The following is a 15,238-nucleotide window of genomic DNA, read 5'->3' on the forward strand; positions in this document are numbered from 1 at the left end:
GAAAGATGGCTGTTTATGTTAGAAACCCAAAGGATACATTGACCTGTTTGCGGCACCCAAACGCGGGTAAAACTGCGGAAAGATTCCATTCTGGTGAATTTCCCACTCTTTTGCCCAAAATGCAAGCAGGAAACGCTTATTGAGGTGCAACAACAAAAAATTACCGTCATCAAAGAGCCAGACGCATAGACGCAGAGCCGATGAGTTTGTGAGCAATCACAGGTCATCGGCTCTCTTGCTTTTAGGCTATGGTGCGGTGTCAATCAAGGATTGAATAGTAGCTCTGGCCACCTTAATGGCCCGCTCGTCACAGGTAGCCAGCTTGCGAATCAAGGTGTCCACCTCAGAATCTTGCGATGGCTTCTCCGGATAGAAAAGCAAGTCCGGCGATATGGCCAACTCTCGAATCAGCCTGCACAAGACGGCATACCCCGGCGTTTTGCCGTTGTTCTCAAGCCGGTATATGTACCTATCCGTAACGCCAACCCTTTCTGCCAGGGCTTCTACCGTAAGCCCAGCTTTTAGCCGGGCGCTTTTCAGTACCGCGCCAAATATTTCAGCTTCATTCTGCACTGTGGGTTCACTTTCTATAACCATTATAGCGATTATGGGAGTTTTGATAATGGCATATAGGTTCAAACTGTACTGAACGAATTGTTCTCTGCTCTCCCAAACTGAATACTTCCACTGACCCCACCAAATAAAAAAATCTATCGTCCGGCCCAGGGGCTTTTGCTCCTCGATTCTGAACTAACAGTCCATATATTCGATGAAATAAATGCACTTGTACAGCGGCCCACGCCGCTATGTAGGTGTATTTTTATGTCTATTGTTATCCTTCGCTGCCGTGGCCCTCCCCAATCAATCTGAAACTCGAAAATTTCAGATTGATTGGAGGAACAGACATTGGATAAGCACTATCCGAAAAGCAGCGACCCGCGCCCCAAACGGCGGCGGAGCAAGGATAACCCGTATGAGATTTACTCGGTTGGTGCCCATACCGACCGGCCTCATTATTATTATTCCTGAAAAACGACCTAGAAAAAAGCAGTAGAAAGTGGTAAAATAGAGAGTATGGAATACATAGATTTACGAAAACTGAAAAGTGGAGAACTCAAGCAGATACGCCGGCAGGTCGTACGCCTCAAAAAGATGGGGAAAACCGGGAAAGAAATAGAGGAATTAACCGGAGTACGGCAGAGTCGCGCCAGCGAAATATGGACGGCATATAAGCGAGAGGGAGACAAAGCGCTGGAACCGAAGAAACACGGATTCCAGAAGGGGACGCATCTGCTTCTGACACCGGAGGAGCAGGCGGAAATACGGGAAACGATTGTTACCCGCCGCCCAGAGGAATTCGGCATTCCTGGGAGTCTGTGGACGCTGAAGAAAGTGTGTGCATACGTCTGGAAAAGGTATCGGAAAAAGATCTCGGACGGCAGTGTGTCGGATTATATGCGGCGCTGGGGCTTGACGTGCCAGCGTCCGGTCAAGCGTGCCCGGAAACAGAATCCTTCCCGTATCTAAAGGTGGCGGGAGGAAGAATATCCGGCCATCGACCAGCGGGCCAAGGCAGAAAATGCCGTGATTTACTGGGGAGACGAGACTGGAATCGACAACTGCTCGAACTGTGAGCGCGGGTTTGCACCCAAAGGACAGCCTCCTGTTCTGTCGGTGGAAACGAAAAGAGAGAGGCTGAATATGCTTTCCGCCCTGAGCAGGCAGGGGGACGTTCGCTTTATGATGTACGAGGATTCCATGAACCAGCAGCGCCTGATCCAATTTATGGACCGGTTGATTCGGACCTCCAACCAAAAGGTTTTCCTGATTTTGGACAACTTAAAGGTGCACCACGGGAAGAAAGCCGCAGCCTGGCTAGACAAGCATCGGGATAAAATCGAGCTGTTCTTTCTGCCGCCCTATGCTCCCGAGAGCAATCCGGACGAATATCTCAATCACGCGCTGAAACTTTCGGTCCATTCTGGCGACTTACCTCGGACCATATACGATATCCGCCATAAAACTACTTCCTTCATGCGAACATTACAACATTCTCCTGATAAGGTCTCCGCTTTCTTTCAACATAATCAGATTTCCTATATTCTTGTTCGGGGGTAATATATAGCTTTTACGGACAGCACCGGTGTCCGACAGGAGTTAGAAATTGACAATGCCCTCTTTGATGTACTGGACAGGTTTGAACTGGACGACCTCTCTTTTCTCAACGAGGTGGACAACCATTATGAGCGCTCAGAGCTGACCGAGGCTTCTATTAACGCCCGGGCGTTTGAACTGCCGGAAACGGTTGAAGAAACTGTCATGCAGCGCGATGAGAACGAAAGGCTACATAGGGCAATCGCCATGCTCCCAGCAAAACAGCGGAAACGCTTGACACTCTACTATTTCAGTGGGTTGACCTACGCACAAATCGCGGAGATGGAGGGGTGTACGATTATGCCCGTCAAGCGCTCGATTGACGCGGCAATCGAAAATCTCAAAAAATATTTGAGTTGATGGGCTAAATTGGCCTTTTGAGTTAGGAAACAGGTCTGAATTTTGACAACCGAATACCCATCCATCAAATACTTTCCCATTACCTTTGTGACGAGCAAAAGCCACCATAGCGGCTGCGCCATGATCTGCCGGTGAAAAGCAACGAAGGGACACTATTTTTCTGACTTCTGTTGTTTCACCGCTAGGGAGCGACCACAGCCAAGCTATAACCACCGGGCAGCTCCCGGTGGGGCGATGACCGGTAATGGGGACAAGGATACTCCCGTCCAGCCACAGCCCGAGCGTGACAGCGGTTTTCGGTCGTGAAGCCGTCGCAGGCAATGGGGGCGGTCGCATGAGAACCATGCGGGGATGAGATTCCCGTGGAGCTGGTACGCTGCCAGCCGTTTGATGGATTTTTGCATAGAAATTCAGCCAAGTAGCAGGCCAACTCTGCTCTGCTGCTTGGCTTTACATAGGCGGCTTTGTGCTGCCTATAATTTCAAAGGAGGTCTTATCATGCAAAGAACATACTCGCGCGGCGATATGTATTATGCTAATCTCGGCAAGGGTGTTGGCTCAGAACAGGAGGGCTACCGCCCGGTGGTGATTATCCAGAATAATGTGGGCAACCGGTTCAGTCCTACCGTTATTATAGCCGCCATTACCAGCAAGGTCGGTGTAAAGCCGCGGTTGCCTACGCATTATTTTATTGATAGCGAGGACGGTTTGGAACAGCCCTCTGTTATTTTGATGGAGCAGCTTCACACCATCGACAAACATAGGTTGGGCAAGTACATCGGCCACTTAAAGCCGCCGTCCTGGAAGCCTACCGGCTACTCCAAGAGTGCTATCAGTCCGATACGAACAATAACAAGGCCGCTGCCGCCGCTATCCAGGGCAAAATCGCCCGGGCCGAGGAAAGGATGGGAAATCTGATACCCATGCTCGCCGACGGTGAAATCTCCAAAGAGCAGTTCCAAGACCTGCGTCAGAAAGCCGAAGCCGACCTCGCCTCCTTAAATGAGGAATTGGAGAGAATCAACGCTGTCGGCGGAGAAAGCGACAACTCCCTCAACATGACCGCTATCGAAGCCGCCCTCAATGAAATGTTGGACTTCTCTGGCCCCAGCATTGATGAAAAGGTTCTGGACAAGTTCGTGTGCCGCATTACCCCACTGGACAACACCCACTTCCGCTGGGATTTGAACCTTGCCCCCGGCCCAAAACAGGCCATCATCGGGCAGGTGGAGGGCCGTAGGAACAAGGCCACCGTCCAAATAAAAGAATATGGTGAGGACAACGGACGTCCTCACCATACATATGACAGAGCTATTCAGTTTGCGTCAACGGAAACAACAATGTTCCCTAACGGGAAATTGGCCTACTTTTGTTTAATAGCCGCCTGGGCCGCGGCCAGCCTTGCGATCGGCACGCGGAAGGGTGAGCAGGACACATAGGTCAGGCCCACGTTGTGGCAGAACTCGATGGTGGTCGGGTCGCCGCCGTGCTCGCCGCAGATGCCTAAGATGATGTCGGGACGCACGGACTTGCCCTTCTCGGCGGCAAGCTTGACCAGCTGGCCTACGCCCTCCTGGTCAAGGCGGGCAAACGGATCGTTCTCGTAGATCTTATTCTCGTAGTAGCTGGAGAGGAACTTGCCCGCGTCGTCGCGGCTGAAGCCGAAGGTCATCTGGGTCAGGTCGTTGGTGCCGAAGCTGAAGAACTCGGCTTCCTCGGCGATCTTGTCCGCAGTGAGGGCGGCCCTGGGGATCTCGATCATGGTGCCGACCTTGTACTTCAGGTCCGCGCCCTCCTCGGCGATGATCCTGTCGGCGGTCTCGACGACAGTCTTCTTCACGAACTTCAGCTCCTTGATCTCGCCAACTAAGGGGATCATGATCTCGGGCACGATGTGCCAGTCGGGATGAGCCTTGTTCACCTTGATGGCAGCCTTGATGACGGCCTCGGTCTGCATTTCGGCGATCTCGGGATAGGTGACAGCCAGACGGCAGCCGCGGTGGCCCATCATGGGGTTAAACTCATGCAGGCCGGCGATAATGGCCTTGATATCCTCAACGGTCTTGCCCTGGGCCTCGGCCAGCAGCTCGATGTCCTTCTCCTCGGTGGGGACGAACTCGTGCAGCGGAGGATCCAGGAAGCGGATGTTCACGTGCTTGCCCTCGAGAGCCTCGTAGAGCTTCTCGAAGTCGCCCTGCTGCATGGGCTCCAGCTTACTGAGAGCCGCCTTGCGCTGCTCCACGGTGTCGGAGCAGATCATCTCGCGGATGGCCGCGATGCGGTCAGGGTCAAAGAACATGTGCTCGGTGCGGCAAAGGCCGATGCCCTCTGCGCCGAAGGCCACGGCCTGGGCGGCATCCTTGGGGGTGTCGGCGTTGGTACGCACCTGGAGGGTGCGGTACTTGTCAGAGAGCTCCATGATACGGCCGAAGTAGCCGCCCTCGGTGGAGGCGGGCACGGTGGGGAGGGCCTCGCCGTAGATATTGCCGGTGGTGCCGTCCAGGGAGATATAGTCACCCTCGTGGTACTCGCGGCCATTAAGGGTAAACTTCTTGTTGGCCTCGTCCATCTTTATAGCGCCGCAGCCAGATACACAGCAGGTGCCCATGCCCCGAGCCACAACGGCCGCGTGGCTGGTCATGCCGCCGCGCACGGTGAGGATGCCCTGGGAGAAGTGCATACCCTCGATGTCCTCGGGAGAGGTCTCCAGGCGCACGAGCACTACCTTCTCGCCAGCCTGTCCCTGCTCAACGGCGTCCTCGGCGGTGAAGACGATCTTGCCGCAGGCGGCTCCGGGAGAGGCGGCCAGAGCGCTGGCTACGGGTGTGGCGGCCTTCAGGGCTGCCGCGTCGAACTGGGGATGCAGCAGAGCGTCCAGCTGCTTGGGATCGATCATCAAAAGGGCCTCCTCCTCGGTCTTCATGCCCTCGTCAATAAGGTCACAGGCGATTTTGATGGCGGCTGTAGCAGTGCGCTTGCCGTTGCGGGTCTGGAGCATGTAGAGCTTGCCGTGCTCCACGGTGAACTCCATGTCCTGCATATCCTTATAGTGGTCCTCAAGAAGCTTGCAGACCTTCTGGAACTGCTCGAAGGCCTCGGGGAACTTCTCGGCCATTTGGGCGATGGGCATGGGAGTGCGCACGCCGGCCACAACGTCCTCGCCCTGGGCGTTTGTGAGGAACTCGCCCATCAGCTTCTTCTCGCCGGTGGCGGGGTCGCGGGTAAAGGCGACGCCAGTGCCGCAGTCATCGCCCATGTTGCCGAAGGCCATCATCTGCACGTTAACGGCGGTGCCCCAGCTGTAGGGTATCTCGTTCATGCGGCGGTACACGTTGGCGCGGGGGTTGTCCCAGGAACGGAACACGGCCTTGACGGCGCCCATGAGCTGCTCCTTGGGGTCGGTGGGGAAGTCTGCGCCGATCTTCTCCTTATACTCGGCCTTGAACTGCTCAGCCAGCTCCTTCAGGTCGTTCTCGTCCAGCTCGGTGTCCTGGGTAACGCCCTTCTTCTCCTTCATCTGGTCGATGAGCTCCTCGAAATACTTCTTGCCCACCTCCATGACCACGTCGGAATACATCTGGATAAAGCGGCGGTAGCAGTCATAGGCCCAGCGGGGATTTCCCGAGGCCTTGGCCATATACTCCACCACCTCCTCGTTAAGGCCCAGGTTCAGGATGGTATCCATCATGCCGGGCATGGAAGCGCGGGCGCCGGAGCGCACGGACACCAGAAGCGGATTTTCCTTATCGCCGAACTTCTTGCCGGTGATCTCCTCCATCTTTCCAACATACTCCATGATCTGCGCCTGGATCTCATCGTTGATCTTCCGGCCGTCCTCGTAATACTGTGTGCAGGCCTCGGTGCTGATGGTGAAGCCCTGGGGCACGGGCAGACCGAGACTGGTCATCTCGGCAAGGTTCGCGCCCTTGCCGCCCAGCAGCTCGCGCATGGAACCGTTGCCCTCAGTAAACAGGTACACATACTTGTGGCTCATTGGTAACAACCTCCTAAAGAATACTCAACCGGAATCTGAAAATATCTTTACTCTCCGATTACAGTCCGATTATACCAAAGATTTCCGAAAAATTCCATAGGAAACCGTAAGTTTTTCAAATTTTTTTGCAAAAACCTCATTTTTGGGCGGCGTAAACTGTAATCTGTCCGGCAAACGAGAGGTTCCGCTTGACAAAACGGCGGGACGGGGGTATAATAGAGACAGAAAAAAGCGGAGCCCGCCGATAGACGGCTGGCCCAGGTTATAAGTTATTTTTAAAAGTAACCGTGCCCTTGGCCTGGAACGGTTACTTTTTATGTGCATTTATCAGTTCCACCAGGAGTAAAACGATGGTACCAATCAAGGTCACCATTATTCCCAGTACATCTCCTATCGGAACACACATAAGCTCGCCCCCTTTACTATAGCTTCCCTTGCGGGTTTCTATGTTATCAGAGGGTCCAGGCCCCCTGTTGAGGGCGGAGTTTTCCGATACCCCGCGAAGCGGGGGCGGCTCTTTCAGAGCCGAGGGAAATCTCCGGGACCTGGCGAAGCCAGCGTCCACCAACCGTCCACCGTGTCTGGCGAACTCCTTACCGACATGATACCAGATATTCCTGCCAAATGCAAGAATAATATCAGCGAGGCCGCGCAGGTCCCCTATATATCCCTTGCAAACCCCCGAAAACCATGCTAAAATAGTCCACGCACAGGCGGGCGGGCCCTCCCTCCCGCCAGGTTGTCGTGTTCAAGGAGGAGATACCGATGTTTTTTTCTGGAAGGCAGGCGGCCCCGGGGCCGGTGGACTTTATCATAGCGGGCCTTGGAAACCCGGGGAGGGAATATGAGGGCACAAGGCATAACGCGGGCTTCATGGCCGTGGACCGGCTGGCGCAGAAGATGGGCGCGGATATGCGCAGGATACGCTTCAAGGGAGTCACCGGGGAGTGCGCCCTTGGGGGCGGGCACGTGCTGCTGCTGAAGCCCGGCACCTTCATGAATTTGAGCGGTCAGTCCGTGCGGGAGGCCATGGGCTTTTACAAGGTTCCGCCTGAGCGCACGCTGATAATTTTCGACGACATAAACCTGCCGCCGGGGAAGCTTCGGGTGCGGCGCAAGGGCAGCGACGGCGGGCATAACGGCATGAAGAATATCATATACCTCTCCGGTTCCGACCAGTTCCCCCGGATAAAGCTTGGCGTGGGGCAGAAGCCCCACCCGGACTTTAACCTTGCCGACTGGGTGCTCTCAAAATTCAGTGACGCCGACCTTAAGGAGCTGGATGCCGCCCTTGACAAGGCCTCGGCCGCCGCAGAGCTCATAGTCCGGGGCGAAACCGACCGGGCCATGAATTTATATAACTGAGGTCGATATTATGAGGTCAATTTTTTCAGCCCTCTCCCGCTCTCCCGAATACGTTCAGCTGCAAAGAGCGCTTAGCTCCGGGGACACCCCTGCCGTGGCGGCGGGAGTGTCCGGGGTGCACAAATGCGTACTGACTGCGGGGCTCATGAAGGGTTCCGGCAAAAGGGCTCTTGTTGTCGCCGCCGACGAGGCGGAGGCCCAGCGCTTTACCGAGGACTTGAAGAGCCTGGGACTTAACCCGGCAAATTACCCTCTGAGGGACTTTAACTTCCGGGACTCCGCCGTGTCCTCCCACGAATATGAGCGCCAGCGCTTACGGGCCCTCTCCCGGCTTCGTGACGGCTCCTGCGACTGCATTGTAAGCTGTATAGACGCGGCACTGCAGCTCACTCTGGGCCCGGAGGAGCTGGACCGGCGGTTATTCACTTTAAGCTCCGGCCAGGCCCTTTCCATAGACCAGCTTTTATCCGCCCTTACCTCCTGCGGCTATACCCGGGAGGACCAGATAGAGGGCCCGGGCCAGTTCAGCCGCCGGGGCGGGATAGTGGACTTTTTCTCCCCCAATGCCCCGCTGCCGGTGCGGGTGGAGTTCTGGGGGGACGAGATAGACTCTATCTCCAGCTTCGACCCCGCCACCCAGCGGCGCACGGACCCACTCCCGGAGGTCACCCTTGCCCCCTGCACGGAGGTGATACCTCAGAACCGCGCCGCGCTTATAAAGAGGATAGAGGCCCTCTCGAAGTCCCTCAGGGGCAAGAGGGCCCCCAAGGCCAAAGAGATACTTATGGCCGAAGCCCAAAAGCTTGCTGACGGCCTTAGTATTGGGTGTATGGACAAATATCTCCCGCTGGTGTACGAGCGCCCGGCCACGCTGTTCGACTACTTCAACGAAAGGGACAGCTTGATTGTTTTCTCAGAGGGCACAAGATTAAAGGAGCGGGTGAGGACAACCCTGGTCCAGTGGTCCGAGGACCTGACCTCATATCTTGAGGACGGGCTGCTCTGCAAGGGGCTGGACAAATATTCCGAGACCTGGGAGTATGCTCTCTCGCAGGCCCAGCGGGCGCCCAGCTTCTTTATGGACGTGTTCGCCCGGGGCACCTATGAGATACCCACCAAAACCCTTGTGAACATCACCGTCCGGCAGTTCCCGGCCTGGGGCGGCGGGGTCCAGCTTTTGCAGGAGGACCTTTCGGCCCTGCTCAGGCAGGGGCGGGCCTGCGTGGTGCTTTCGGGCACGGAGCGGGCGGGCAAGGCCCTTGCGGAGGACTTAAAGCAGTCGGGACTTCCGGCGGCGTATATTGAGGACCCCTCCACCGCCGCGAAGGGCACCGTGACGGTGGTGCCGGGCTCCCTTTCGGCGGGCTTCGACTGGCCGGACGCGGACTTTGCCCTTATTTCCCGAGGAAGGATAGCCGCCGGGGCCGCCGTAAAAAAGATAAAGAAGAATAAGAACGCCAGGGAGATCTCCAGCCTGTCGGAGCTCTCTCCCGGGGATTACGTGGTACACGCCACCCACGGCATCGGCGTATTTGAGGGCATCCATAAGGTGGAGATGAACGGCATTGAGAAGGACTATATACTGATACGCTATGCGCGCAACGACTCTTTATACGTGCCGGTTACCCAGCTTGATATGGTATCGAAGTATATCGGCCCCAGGGAGGACTCCGGCATAAGGCTCAGCAGATTGGGCGGCGCGGACTGGCAGCAGAAAAAGCAGCGGGTCCGTGCGGCGGTAAAGAATATAGCCAAGGAGCTTATAGAGCTCTACGCCAAGCGTATGCAGCAGGAGGGCTTCCCCTTCCCGGAGGACGGGGAATGGCAGCGGGACTTTGAGAGCCGGTTCGAGTTCGAGGAGACCGACGACCAGCTGCGCTGTGTGGGAGAAATAAAATCCGACATGGAGCGCGCCGTGCCCATGGACCGGCTCTTATGCGGGGACGTGGGTTTTGGCAAGACCGAGGTGGCGCTGCGGGCGGCGTTCAAGTGTGTGACCGGGGGCAAGCAGTGCGCGATCTTGGTGCCCACCACCATTCTCGCCTGGCAGCATTACCAGACCATTTTAAGACGCATGGAGGGCTTTCCCATTGACGTGGGGCTTCTCTCCCGGTTCAGAAGCCCCAAGCAGCAGGAGGAAACTTTAAAGCGTCTGAAGCGCGGGGCCGTGGATATAGTGGTGGGCACCCACAGGCTGGTGTCAAAGGACGTGAAGTTCAAGGACCTGGGGCTGGTGATAATCGACGAGGAGCAGCGCTTCGGCGTGGCACAGAAGGAAAAGCTGAAGGCACTTTGCAGCCGGGCGGACGTGCTGACCCTCTCGGCCACACCTATTCCCCGGACCCTTAACATGGCCCTGTCGGGTATCCGCGATATGTCGGTGATAGAGGAGGCCCCACAGGACCGGCACCCGGTGCAGACCTATGTGATGGAGCACGACAACGGCGTGATATGTGACGCCATCAGAAGGGAGCTCCGGCGCGGCGGGCAGGTGTACTATCTCCATAACGACACCGCCTCCATCTCCCGCACGGCGGCAAGGCTCCAGGAGGCCATACCCGAAGCGAGGGTGGGCTTCGGCCACGGGAAGATGGACGAGGAGGAGCTAAGCGAAGTCTGGCGGCAGCTTCTGGACCATGAGATAGATATTTTGGTGTGCACGACCATTATAGAGACCGGCGTGGACGTGCCCAGCGCCAACACCCTTATAATAGAAAACGCGGACCGGATGGGCCTTTCACAGCTTCACCAGCTCCGGGGCCGGGTGGGCAGAAGCTCCAGAAGGGCTTACGCTTACCTCACCTATACCCCCAATAAGTCCCTGCAGGAGATAGCCCAGAAGCGGCTCTCGGCCATAAGGGAGTTTACGGAGTTCGGCTCGGGCTTCAAGATAGCCATGCGGGACCTGGAGATACGGGGCGCGGGCAATGTGCTGGGCGGGGAGCAGCACGGCCATATGGAGGCCGTGGGTTATGATATGTACGTGAAGCTTTTAAACGAGGCCGTCAGCCTTATGAAGGGCGAGGAGGTAAAGGCCCCGGTGGACGAGGGCTGCACGGTGGATATGCAGGTTTCGGCCCATATTCCCGAGGACTATATCGAGAGCATAGACCTGCGCCTGGAGGTCTACCGCAGGATAGCCGGGATTCAGGACCAGGAGGACGCTTTAGACGTGACCGACGAGCTCATCGACCGCTTTGGAGAGCCGCCCGAAGCTGTCAGGGGGCTTATAGAGATAGCTCTGCTCCGGGGCAGGGCGGCGTGGCTGGGCATAAACGAGATAAAGCAGCAGAACGACTCCCTGCTTCTGTACCAGCGCGAGGTGGACATGGCCCAGGTGGAGCGGCTCATAAAGGCCATGAACGGCCAGGTGATGGTCAGCGCCGGCAGCAAGCCCTATCTCAGCGTGAAGCTGGGGGGGGCTCCTCCTCTTGAGGTCCTTTCAAGGGTTTTAAAAATCATGGGGGAAAATGAGTAGACATTTGCGAAGTTTTGCGGTATAATAGGGGAGTTCCAGTTTGATTTCAGGAAAAAGCAGGCTTTTTGCGGCCTGTTTAAAAGAAAGGACAGTGTATCTATGACAAAAATTTTCAAGCGCGCCGCCGCCGGGGTAATGGCCCTGGCCATGTGCGCGGGCCTTACCGGCTGCTACAGCGAGAACAAGACATGGGCCGTAAAGTCCGGGGACAGCACCCTGCCCATTGGCGGATACATCTACTACCTCTCCAGCGCCTACTCCGAGGCCGCCGGGAAGGTGGGTACGGGCAGCGAGGTGCTGAAGGCCGACCTGGACGGACAGAGCGCCACGGAGTGGGTAAAGTCCAAGGCCATGGACTATCTCTATTCCTACTGCTACGTGAACCAGAAGTTCAACGAGCTGGGCCTTGCTCTCGACGAGGAGGAGCTGGACTCTGTGGATTACGTCACAGACAGTATGTGGAGCTATTACAGAGAGCCCTTCGAGAATATGGGCATCGCCGAGAGCTCCTTTGAGGAGGCCTACTCCGTCTATAACGCCAAGCTCTCAAAGCTTCTGGGCGTGATGTACGGCAAGGGCGGCGAGATGGAGCTCTCCGAGGAGGAAATGCACGACTACTACACCGAAGAATACGTGTACTACCGTTACATGTCCGTGGGCCTTACCACCACCGACGAGGAGGGCAACTCCACAGACATGGACGACGACGAAAAGGCCGGTATCAAGGAATATCTTGAGGACCAGGCAGAGCTTGTAAACAGCGGCCGCGCGGACCTTGATACCGTCTCCGGCAACTACTCCGCCCTGCACGGCACAGAGCCCGACCTGAACGCGCCCATGGCCTATAAGCGGGACAACCTCAGCAGCGTCTTTACCGACGCGCTGGAGCCCCTGAAGAACGGCGGGGCCGCCTTTGCGGAGACCACCACTAGGTACTATATTGTACAGAGGCTGGATATAGAGGAGGACTTCAAGGCGCTCATAGAGGACGAGTCCCGGGTTACGGGCCTTCTCACTGAGATGAAGGCGGAGGACTTCTCCCAGTACACCATTGACCAGGGCAGGACTATGGACGTCGAGATAAACCAGAGCGCCATAAACGGCATAAATCCCTCGAAGGTGGCGAACGTCATGGGCAAGAACGGCGTTTCCTCCGCAGAAAGCTCTGAAAGCTCCGGCGGGGCGAGCTCACAGACTGAGAGCTCCGAGAGTTCCGAGAGTTCTGCAAGCTCTGAAAGCGCAGAGAGCTCAGAAAGCGAATAAAAAATATTTAAGCCCGCCGCAGGAGGGAGAGCCCCCTTGCGGCGGAGCTTTTTTTGCTCTATATTGTCGTTTCTCTGCCCAGGGGAACAGCGCATAGTGTTATTGAATTTTTAACCTCTTTTTTGGAATTTTAGTTTTGACATTTGGGAATATAAGGGGTATAATATCCTTGTGTCTGTGTGCCTATAATTTATAGGGGCGCACAGTGCAACCTTATATTATCAAAACTACATTGAGGCTATCAGCAGGAGGTGAAGAAGTTTGGCGAAAGAGACCATGCAGGCCATCAGTGATGCCGAGCTAAAAGCGCGCAACACGGTGCTGCATGCCAAGGAAGAAGGCGAAAGGATCACTGCCGAGGCCGAATCCCAGGGCGCAGAAGCCCTGAAGGCCGCCGCCAAGGAGGCCCGCAAAAAGGCCGATGTGCTCTGCGGCGTAGCCCGGGCGGACGCAGAGAAGACCCGCGCCGCCGTCCGGGAGCAGACCCTCGCTTTACAGGAGGAGCTGCGCAAGTCCGCCGGGGCGAACGGCGCCCGGGTGGCAGAGGAGATCCGCAAAATCGTTTTGGGCAAGGCCTAAAGGAGGTTCGATGCAGAATGGCGGTAGTGGAAATGAAGCGCATACATGTGTACGCGCTGAAGAACAACCGCAAAAAAATCCTTGAGATGCTGCAGCGCAGAGCCGCCGTACAGGTCAGCTTTCCCAAAGAGACCGGCGAGGAACTGAACGACGGCCCCTTCGCCAAGACGGATACGGCCTCTGCCAGGCAGACATTCGAGAAAAACGCTCAGCTCATCAGCTCCGCTGTGGAGGTGCTGGATACCTACGCCTCCTTTAAAAAGCCCATGCTTTCCATGCTTGAGGGAAGAAAGAGCATAGGCGTTAGAGAGTATGATGAGACCGCCCAAAGCGCCCCGGAGCTGACAAAAACAGCCGGCAGGATAAGCGCCCTGGGCAAACGCATTACGGACCAGCAGGCGGAGATCGCAAGACTTGAAGCCCAGATCGACGCCTTGAAGCCCTGGAGGGGCCTGGACGTGTCTATGCGCACCATCGGTACCAATTCCACCAGCGTGTTCATCGGCTCCTTCCCCGAAGAGTTCACCGAAGGGGAGATAAAGGCCATGATAGCACAGAGCGCCCCCGAGGTGGAGGGCGTGGAGGTGGAGGTCATAAGCACCCAGCCCCAGCAGACCTGTGTGTTCGTGGTATGCCTTGGTAAGTACGGAGTAAAGCTGGAGCCGGCCCTTCGCGGCATGGGCTTCACCTATCCCGCCGCCCCCAGCAAGACCGCCCCGCCCGAGAGAGTGAAGGAGCTAAAAGAGCGCATCAAGGCGGCACAGGGCGAGATAGACTCCGCAAAGCAAGAGATCATGTCCTACGCCGAAAAGCGCGAGGAGCTGCTTTTCACCGCCGACTACTACACCATGCGGGCGGATAAGTACCAGGTTCTGGGCGAGCTCTGGCAGAGCCGGCACGTGTTCTATCTCACCGGCTACGTCCCGGCCGCCCGGGCCGACGGGCTGAAGCAGGCCCTGGAGCAGAAGTACGACGCTCTGGTGGAGCTGGAAACCCCCTCTCCTGACGAGGAGCTGCCCGTAAAGCTGAAGAACGGCTTTTTTGGCGCGCCGGTCGAAGGGGTGCTGGAGGGCTACAGCCTTCCCGGCAAATGGGAGGTGGACCCCTCAAGGGTCATGTGCGTGTTCTACTACGTGCTCTTTGGCATGATGCTCTCAGATGCGGCATACGGGTTTTTGATCTCCCTTGCCTGCGGCATCGTGCTCTTAAAGTTCAAAAACATAGAGGAGGGCCTGCGCAAGACCATGCGTATGTTCTTCTTCTGCGGAATATCGACTATGTTCTGGGGTGTGATGTTCGGCAGCTATTTCGGCGACGCTATCCCGGTTATCACCAGGACCTTCTTCGGAAACGAGGTAAATGTGCCGCCCCTGTGGTTCGCGCCCTTAGACGACCCCATGAGGCTTATGCTCTTTAGCTTCCTGCTGGGCATAATCCACCTGTTCGCGGGCCTTGGAATGCAGATATACCAGTATTGCCGGCGAGGAAAGTACCTGGACGCCCTGTATGACAGCGGCTTCTGGTATATGCTGGTGGGCGGCCTTATCATCGCCCTTGTGGGCAGCGATATGTTCAAGGACATGATGGGCCTTGACCTGCCCATTCCGTCTATAGTCATCACCATAGCCCTGGTGTTCGCCGCCATCGGCGCGGTGGGCATCATCGCCACCAGCGGCCGGGAGAGCCGGGGCTTCAAGCGCTTACTCAAGGGCCTTTACGGGCTCTACGGCGTGTCCAGCTGGCTGTCGGATATTCTGTCCTATTCCCGCCTTCTGGCCCTGGGCCTTGCCACAGGCGTTATCGCCCAGGTGTTCAATATGCTGGGCACCATGGCCGGCGGCGGCGTTATCGGCGCGATACTGTTCATTCTGGTGTTCGTTATCGGCCATGTTCTCAACCTGCTCATCAACCTGCTGGGAGCATACGTACATACCAACCGCTTGCAGTACGTGGAGTTCTTCGGCAAGTTCTATGAGGGCGGCGGGCAAAAATTTGAGCCCTTCGCCGCAAATACAAAACACTTTAAGATTACGGAGGAATAAGAA

Annotated in this window: 11 protein-coding genes and 2 pseudogenes; 11 read left to right on the forward strand and 2 right to left on the reverse strand. The window is 56.5% G+C overall.

Annotated features, from left to right (window positions below; translation table 11 throughout):
• Window positions 1-42: 42 nt before the first annotated feature.
• Window positions 43-189, forward strand: a pseudogene (locus ADH66_RS21435) (cysteine-rich KTR domain-containing protein); the annotation flags it as partial.
• A gap of 57 nt (window positions 190-246) precedes the next feature.
• Here ADH66_RS21435 and ADH66_RS01405 read toward each other — a convergent pair.
• Entirely contained in the window at window positions 247-639 is a 393-nt protein-coding gene (locus ADH66_RS01405; protein WP_236757159.1) for a helix-turn-helix domain-containing protein, read from the reverse strand.
• A 435-nt stretch (window positions 640-1,074) separates the two neighbouring features.
• Between ADH66_RS01405 and ADH66_RS01410 the strand changes: the two genes are divergently transcribed.
• The 5 genes and pseudogenes from ADH66_RS01410 to ADH66_RS01430 all read left to right on the forward strand — a co-directional run bounded on the left by ADH66_RS01410 (window position 1,075) and on the right by ADH66_RS01430 (window position 3,953).
• Entirely contained in the window at window positions 1,075-1,527 is a 453-nt protein-coding gene (locus tag ADH66_RS01410; protein WP_084384191.1) for a winged helix-turn-helix domain-containing protein, read from the forward strand.
• Window positions 1,528-1,548: 21 nt separating this feature from the next.
• A pseudogene (locus ADH66_RS01415) lies at window positions 1,549-2,118 on the forward strand (IS630 family transposase); the annotation flags it as partial.
• 111 nt (window positions 2,119-2,229) lie between these two features.
• Window positions 2,230-2,514 carry a sigma-70 family RNA polymerase sigma factor gene (locus ADH66_RS01420; RefSeq protein WP_236757160.1) on the forward strand — a complete coding sequence of 95 codons (285 nt, stop codon included), beginning with the start codon at window positions 2,230-2,232 and terminating at the stop codon, window positions 2,512-2,514.
• A gap of 498 nt (window positions 2,515-3,012) precedes the next feature.
• Window positions 3,013-3,432 carry a type II toxin-antitoxin system PemK/MazF family toxin gene (locus ADH66_RS01425; RefSeq protein WP_084384295.1) on the forward strand — a complete coding sequence of 140 codons (420 nt, stop codon included), beginning with the start codon at window positions 3,013-3,015 and terminating at the stop codon, window positions 3,430-3,432.
• Window positions 3,420-3,953, forward strand: a complete 534-nt coding sequence (locus ADH66_RS01430; protein ID WP_157130613.1) for a hypothetical protein — start codon at window positions 3,420-3,422, stop codon at window positions 3,951-3,953. Before ADH66_RS01425 ends, ADH66_RS01430 begins: the two co-directional genes overlap by 13 nt.
• On the opposite strand, the gene ppdK is transcribed toward ADH66_RS01430, so the two are convergent.
• A complete protein-coding gene (gene ppdK, locus ADH66_RS01435; RefSeq protein WP_066536646.1) occupies window positions 3,878-6,508 on the reverse strand; it encodes a pyruvate, phosphate dikinase in 2,631 nt (876 codons plus the stop codon). The two genes, ADH66_RS01430 and ppdK, sit on opposite strands and share 76 nt — an antisense overlap.
• A 765-nt stretch (window positions 6,509-7,273) precedes the next feature.
• Here ppdK and pth point away from each other — a divergent pair.
• The 5 genes from pth to ADH66_RS01460 all read left to right on the forward strand — a co-directional run bounded on the left by pth (window position 7,274) and on the right by ADH66_RS01460 (window position 15,235).
• On the forward strand, window positions 7,274-7,873 hold the full coding sequence (gene pth / locus ADH66_RS01440; protein WP_066536643.1) for an aminoacyl-tRNA hydrolase: 600 nt from the start codon (window positions 7,274-7,276) through the stop codon (window positions 7,871-7,873).
• A 10-nt stretch (window positions 7,874-7,883) separates the two neighbouring features.
• The gene (gene mfd, locus ADH66_RS01445) at window positions 7,884-11,351 is read left to right on the forward strand and encodes a transcription-repair coupling factor (protein ID WP_066536641.1); all 3,468 of its coding nucleotides are present in this window, start codon (window positions 7,884-7,886) and stop codon (window positions 11,349-11,351) included.
• 99 nt (window positions 11,352-11,450) lie between these two features.
• A complete protein-coding gene (locus ADH66_RS01450; protein ID WP_066536639.1) occupies window positions 11,451-12,614 on the forward strand; it encodes a hypothetical protein in 1,164 nt (387 codons plus the stop codon).
• A 261-nt stretch (window positions 12,615-12,875) separates the two neighbouring features.
• Entirely contained in the window at window positions 12,876-13,193 is a 318-nt protein-coding gene (locus tag ADH66_RS01455; RefSeq protein ID WP_066536637.1) for a hypothetical protein, read from the forward strand.
• Between the two features lie 17 nt (window positions 13,194-13,210).
• Window positions 13,211-15,235 carry a V-type ATP synthase subunit I gene (locus ADH66_RS01460; protein ID WP_066536635.1) on the forward strand — a complete coding sequence of 675 codons (2,025 nt, stop codon included), beginning with the start codon at window positions 13,211-13,213 and terminating at the stop codon, window positions 15,233-15,235.
• Window positions 15,236-15,238 lie beyond the last annotated feature (3 nt).

It is taken from the genome of Acutalibacter muris (genome assembly GCF_002201475.1).
GTDB lineage: Bacteria > Bacillota > Clostridia > Oscillospirales > Acutalibacteraceae > Acutalibacter > Acutalibacter muris.

What these genes read in the sequence shown, in the direction of transcription:
- mfd (WP_066536641.1), top strand. Translation starts at nt 7,884, where the DNA reads ATGAGGTCAATTTTTTCAGCCCTCTCCCGCTCTCCCGAATACGTTCAG.
- pth (WP_066536643.1), top strand. Translation starts at nt 7,274, where the DNA reads ATGTTTTTTTCTGGAAGGCAGGCGGCCCCGGGGCCGGTGGACTTTATC.
- ADH66_RS01425 (WP_084384295.1), top strand. Translation starts at nt 3,013, where the DNA reads ATGCAAAGAACATACTCGCGCGGCGATATGTATTATGCTAATCTCGGC.
- ppdK (WP_066536646.1), bottom strand. Translation starts at nt 6,508, where the DNA reads ATGAGCCACAAGTATGTGTACCTGTTTACTGAGGGCAACGGTTCCATG.
- ADH66_RS01410 (WP_084384191.1), top strand. Translation starts at nt 1,075, where the DNA reads ATGGAATACATAGATTTACGAAAACTGAAAAGTGGAGAACTCAAGCAG.
- ADH66_RS01430 (WP_157130613.1), top strand. Translation starts at nt 3,420, where the DNA reads ATGGGAAATCTGATACCCATGCTCGCCGACGGTGAAATCTCCAAAGAG.
- ADH66_RS01460 (WP_066536635.1), top strand. Translation starts at nt 13,211, where the DNA reads ATGGCGGTAGTGGAAATGAAGCGCATACATGTGTACGCGCTGAAGAAC.
- ADH66_RS01450 (WP_066536639.1), top strand. Translation starts at nt 11,451, where the DNA reads ATGACAAAAATTTTCAAGCGCGCCGCCGCCGGGGTAATGGCCCTGGCC.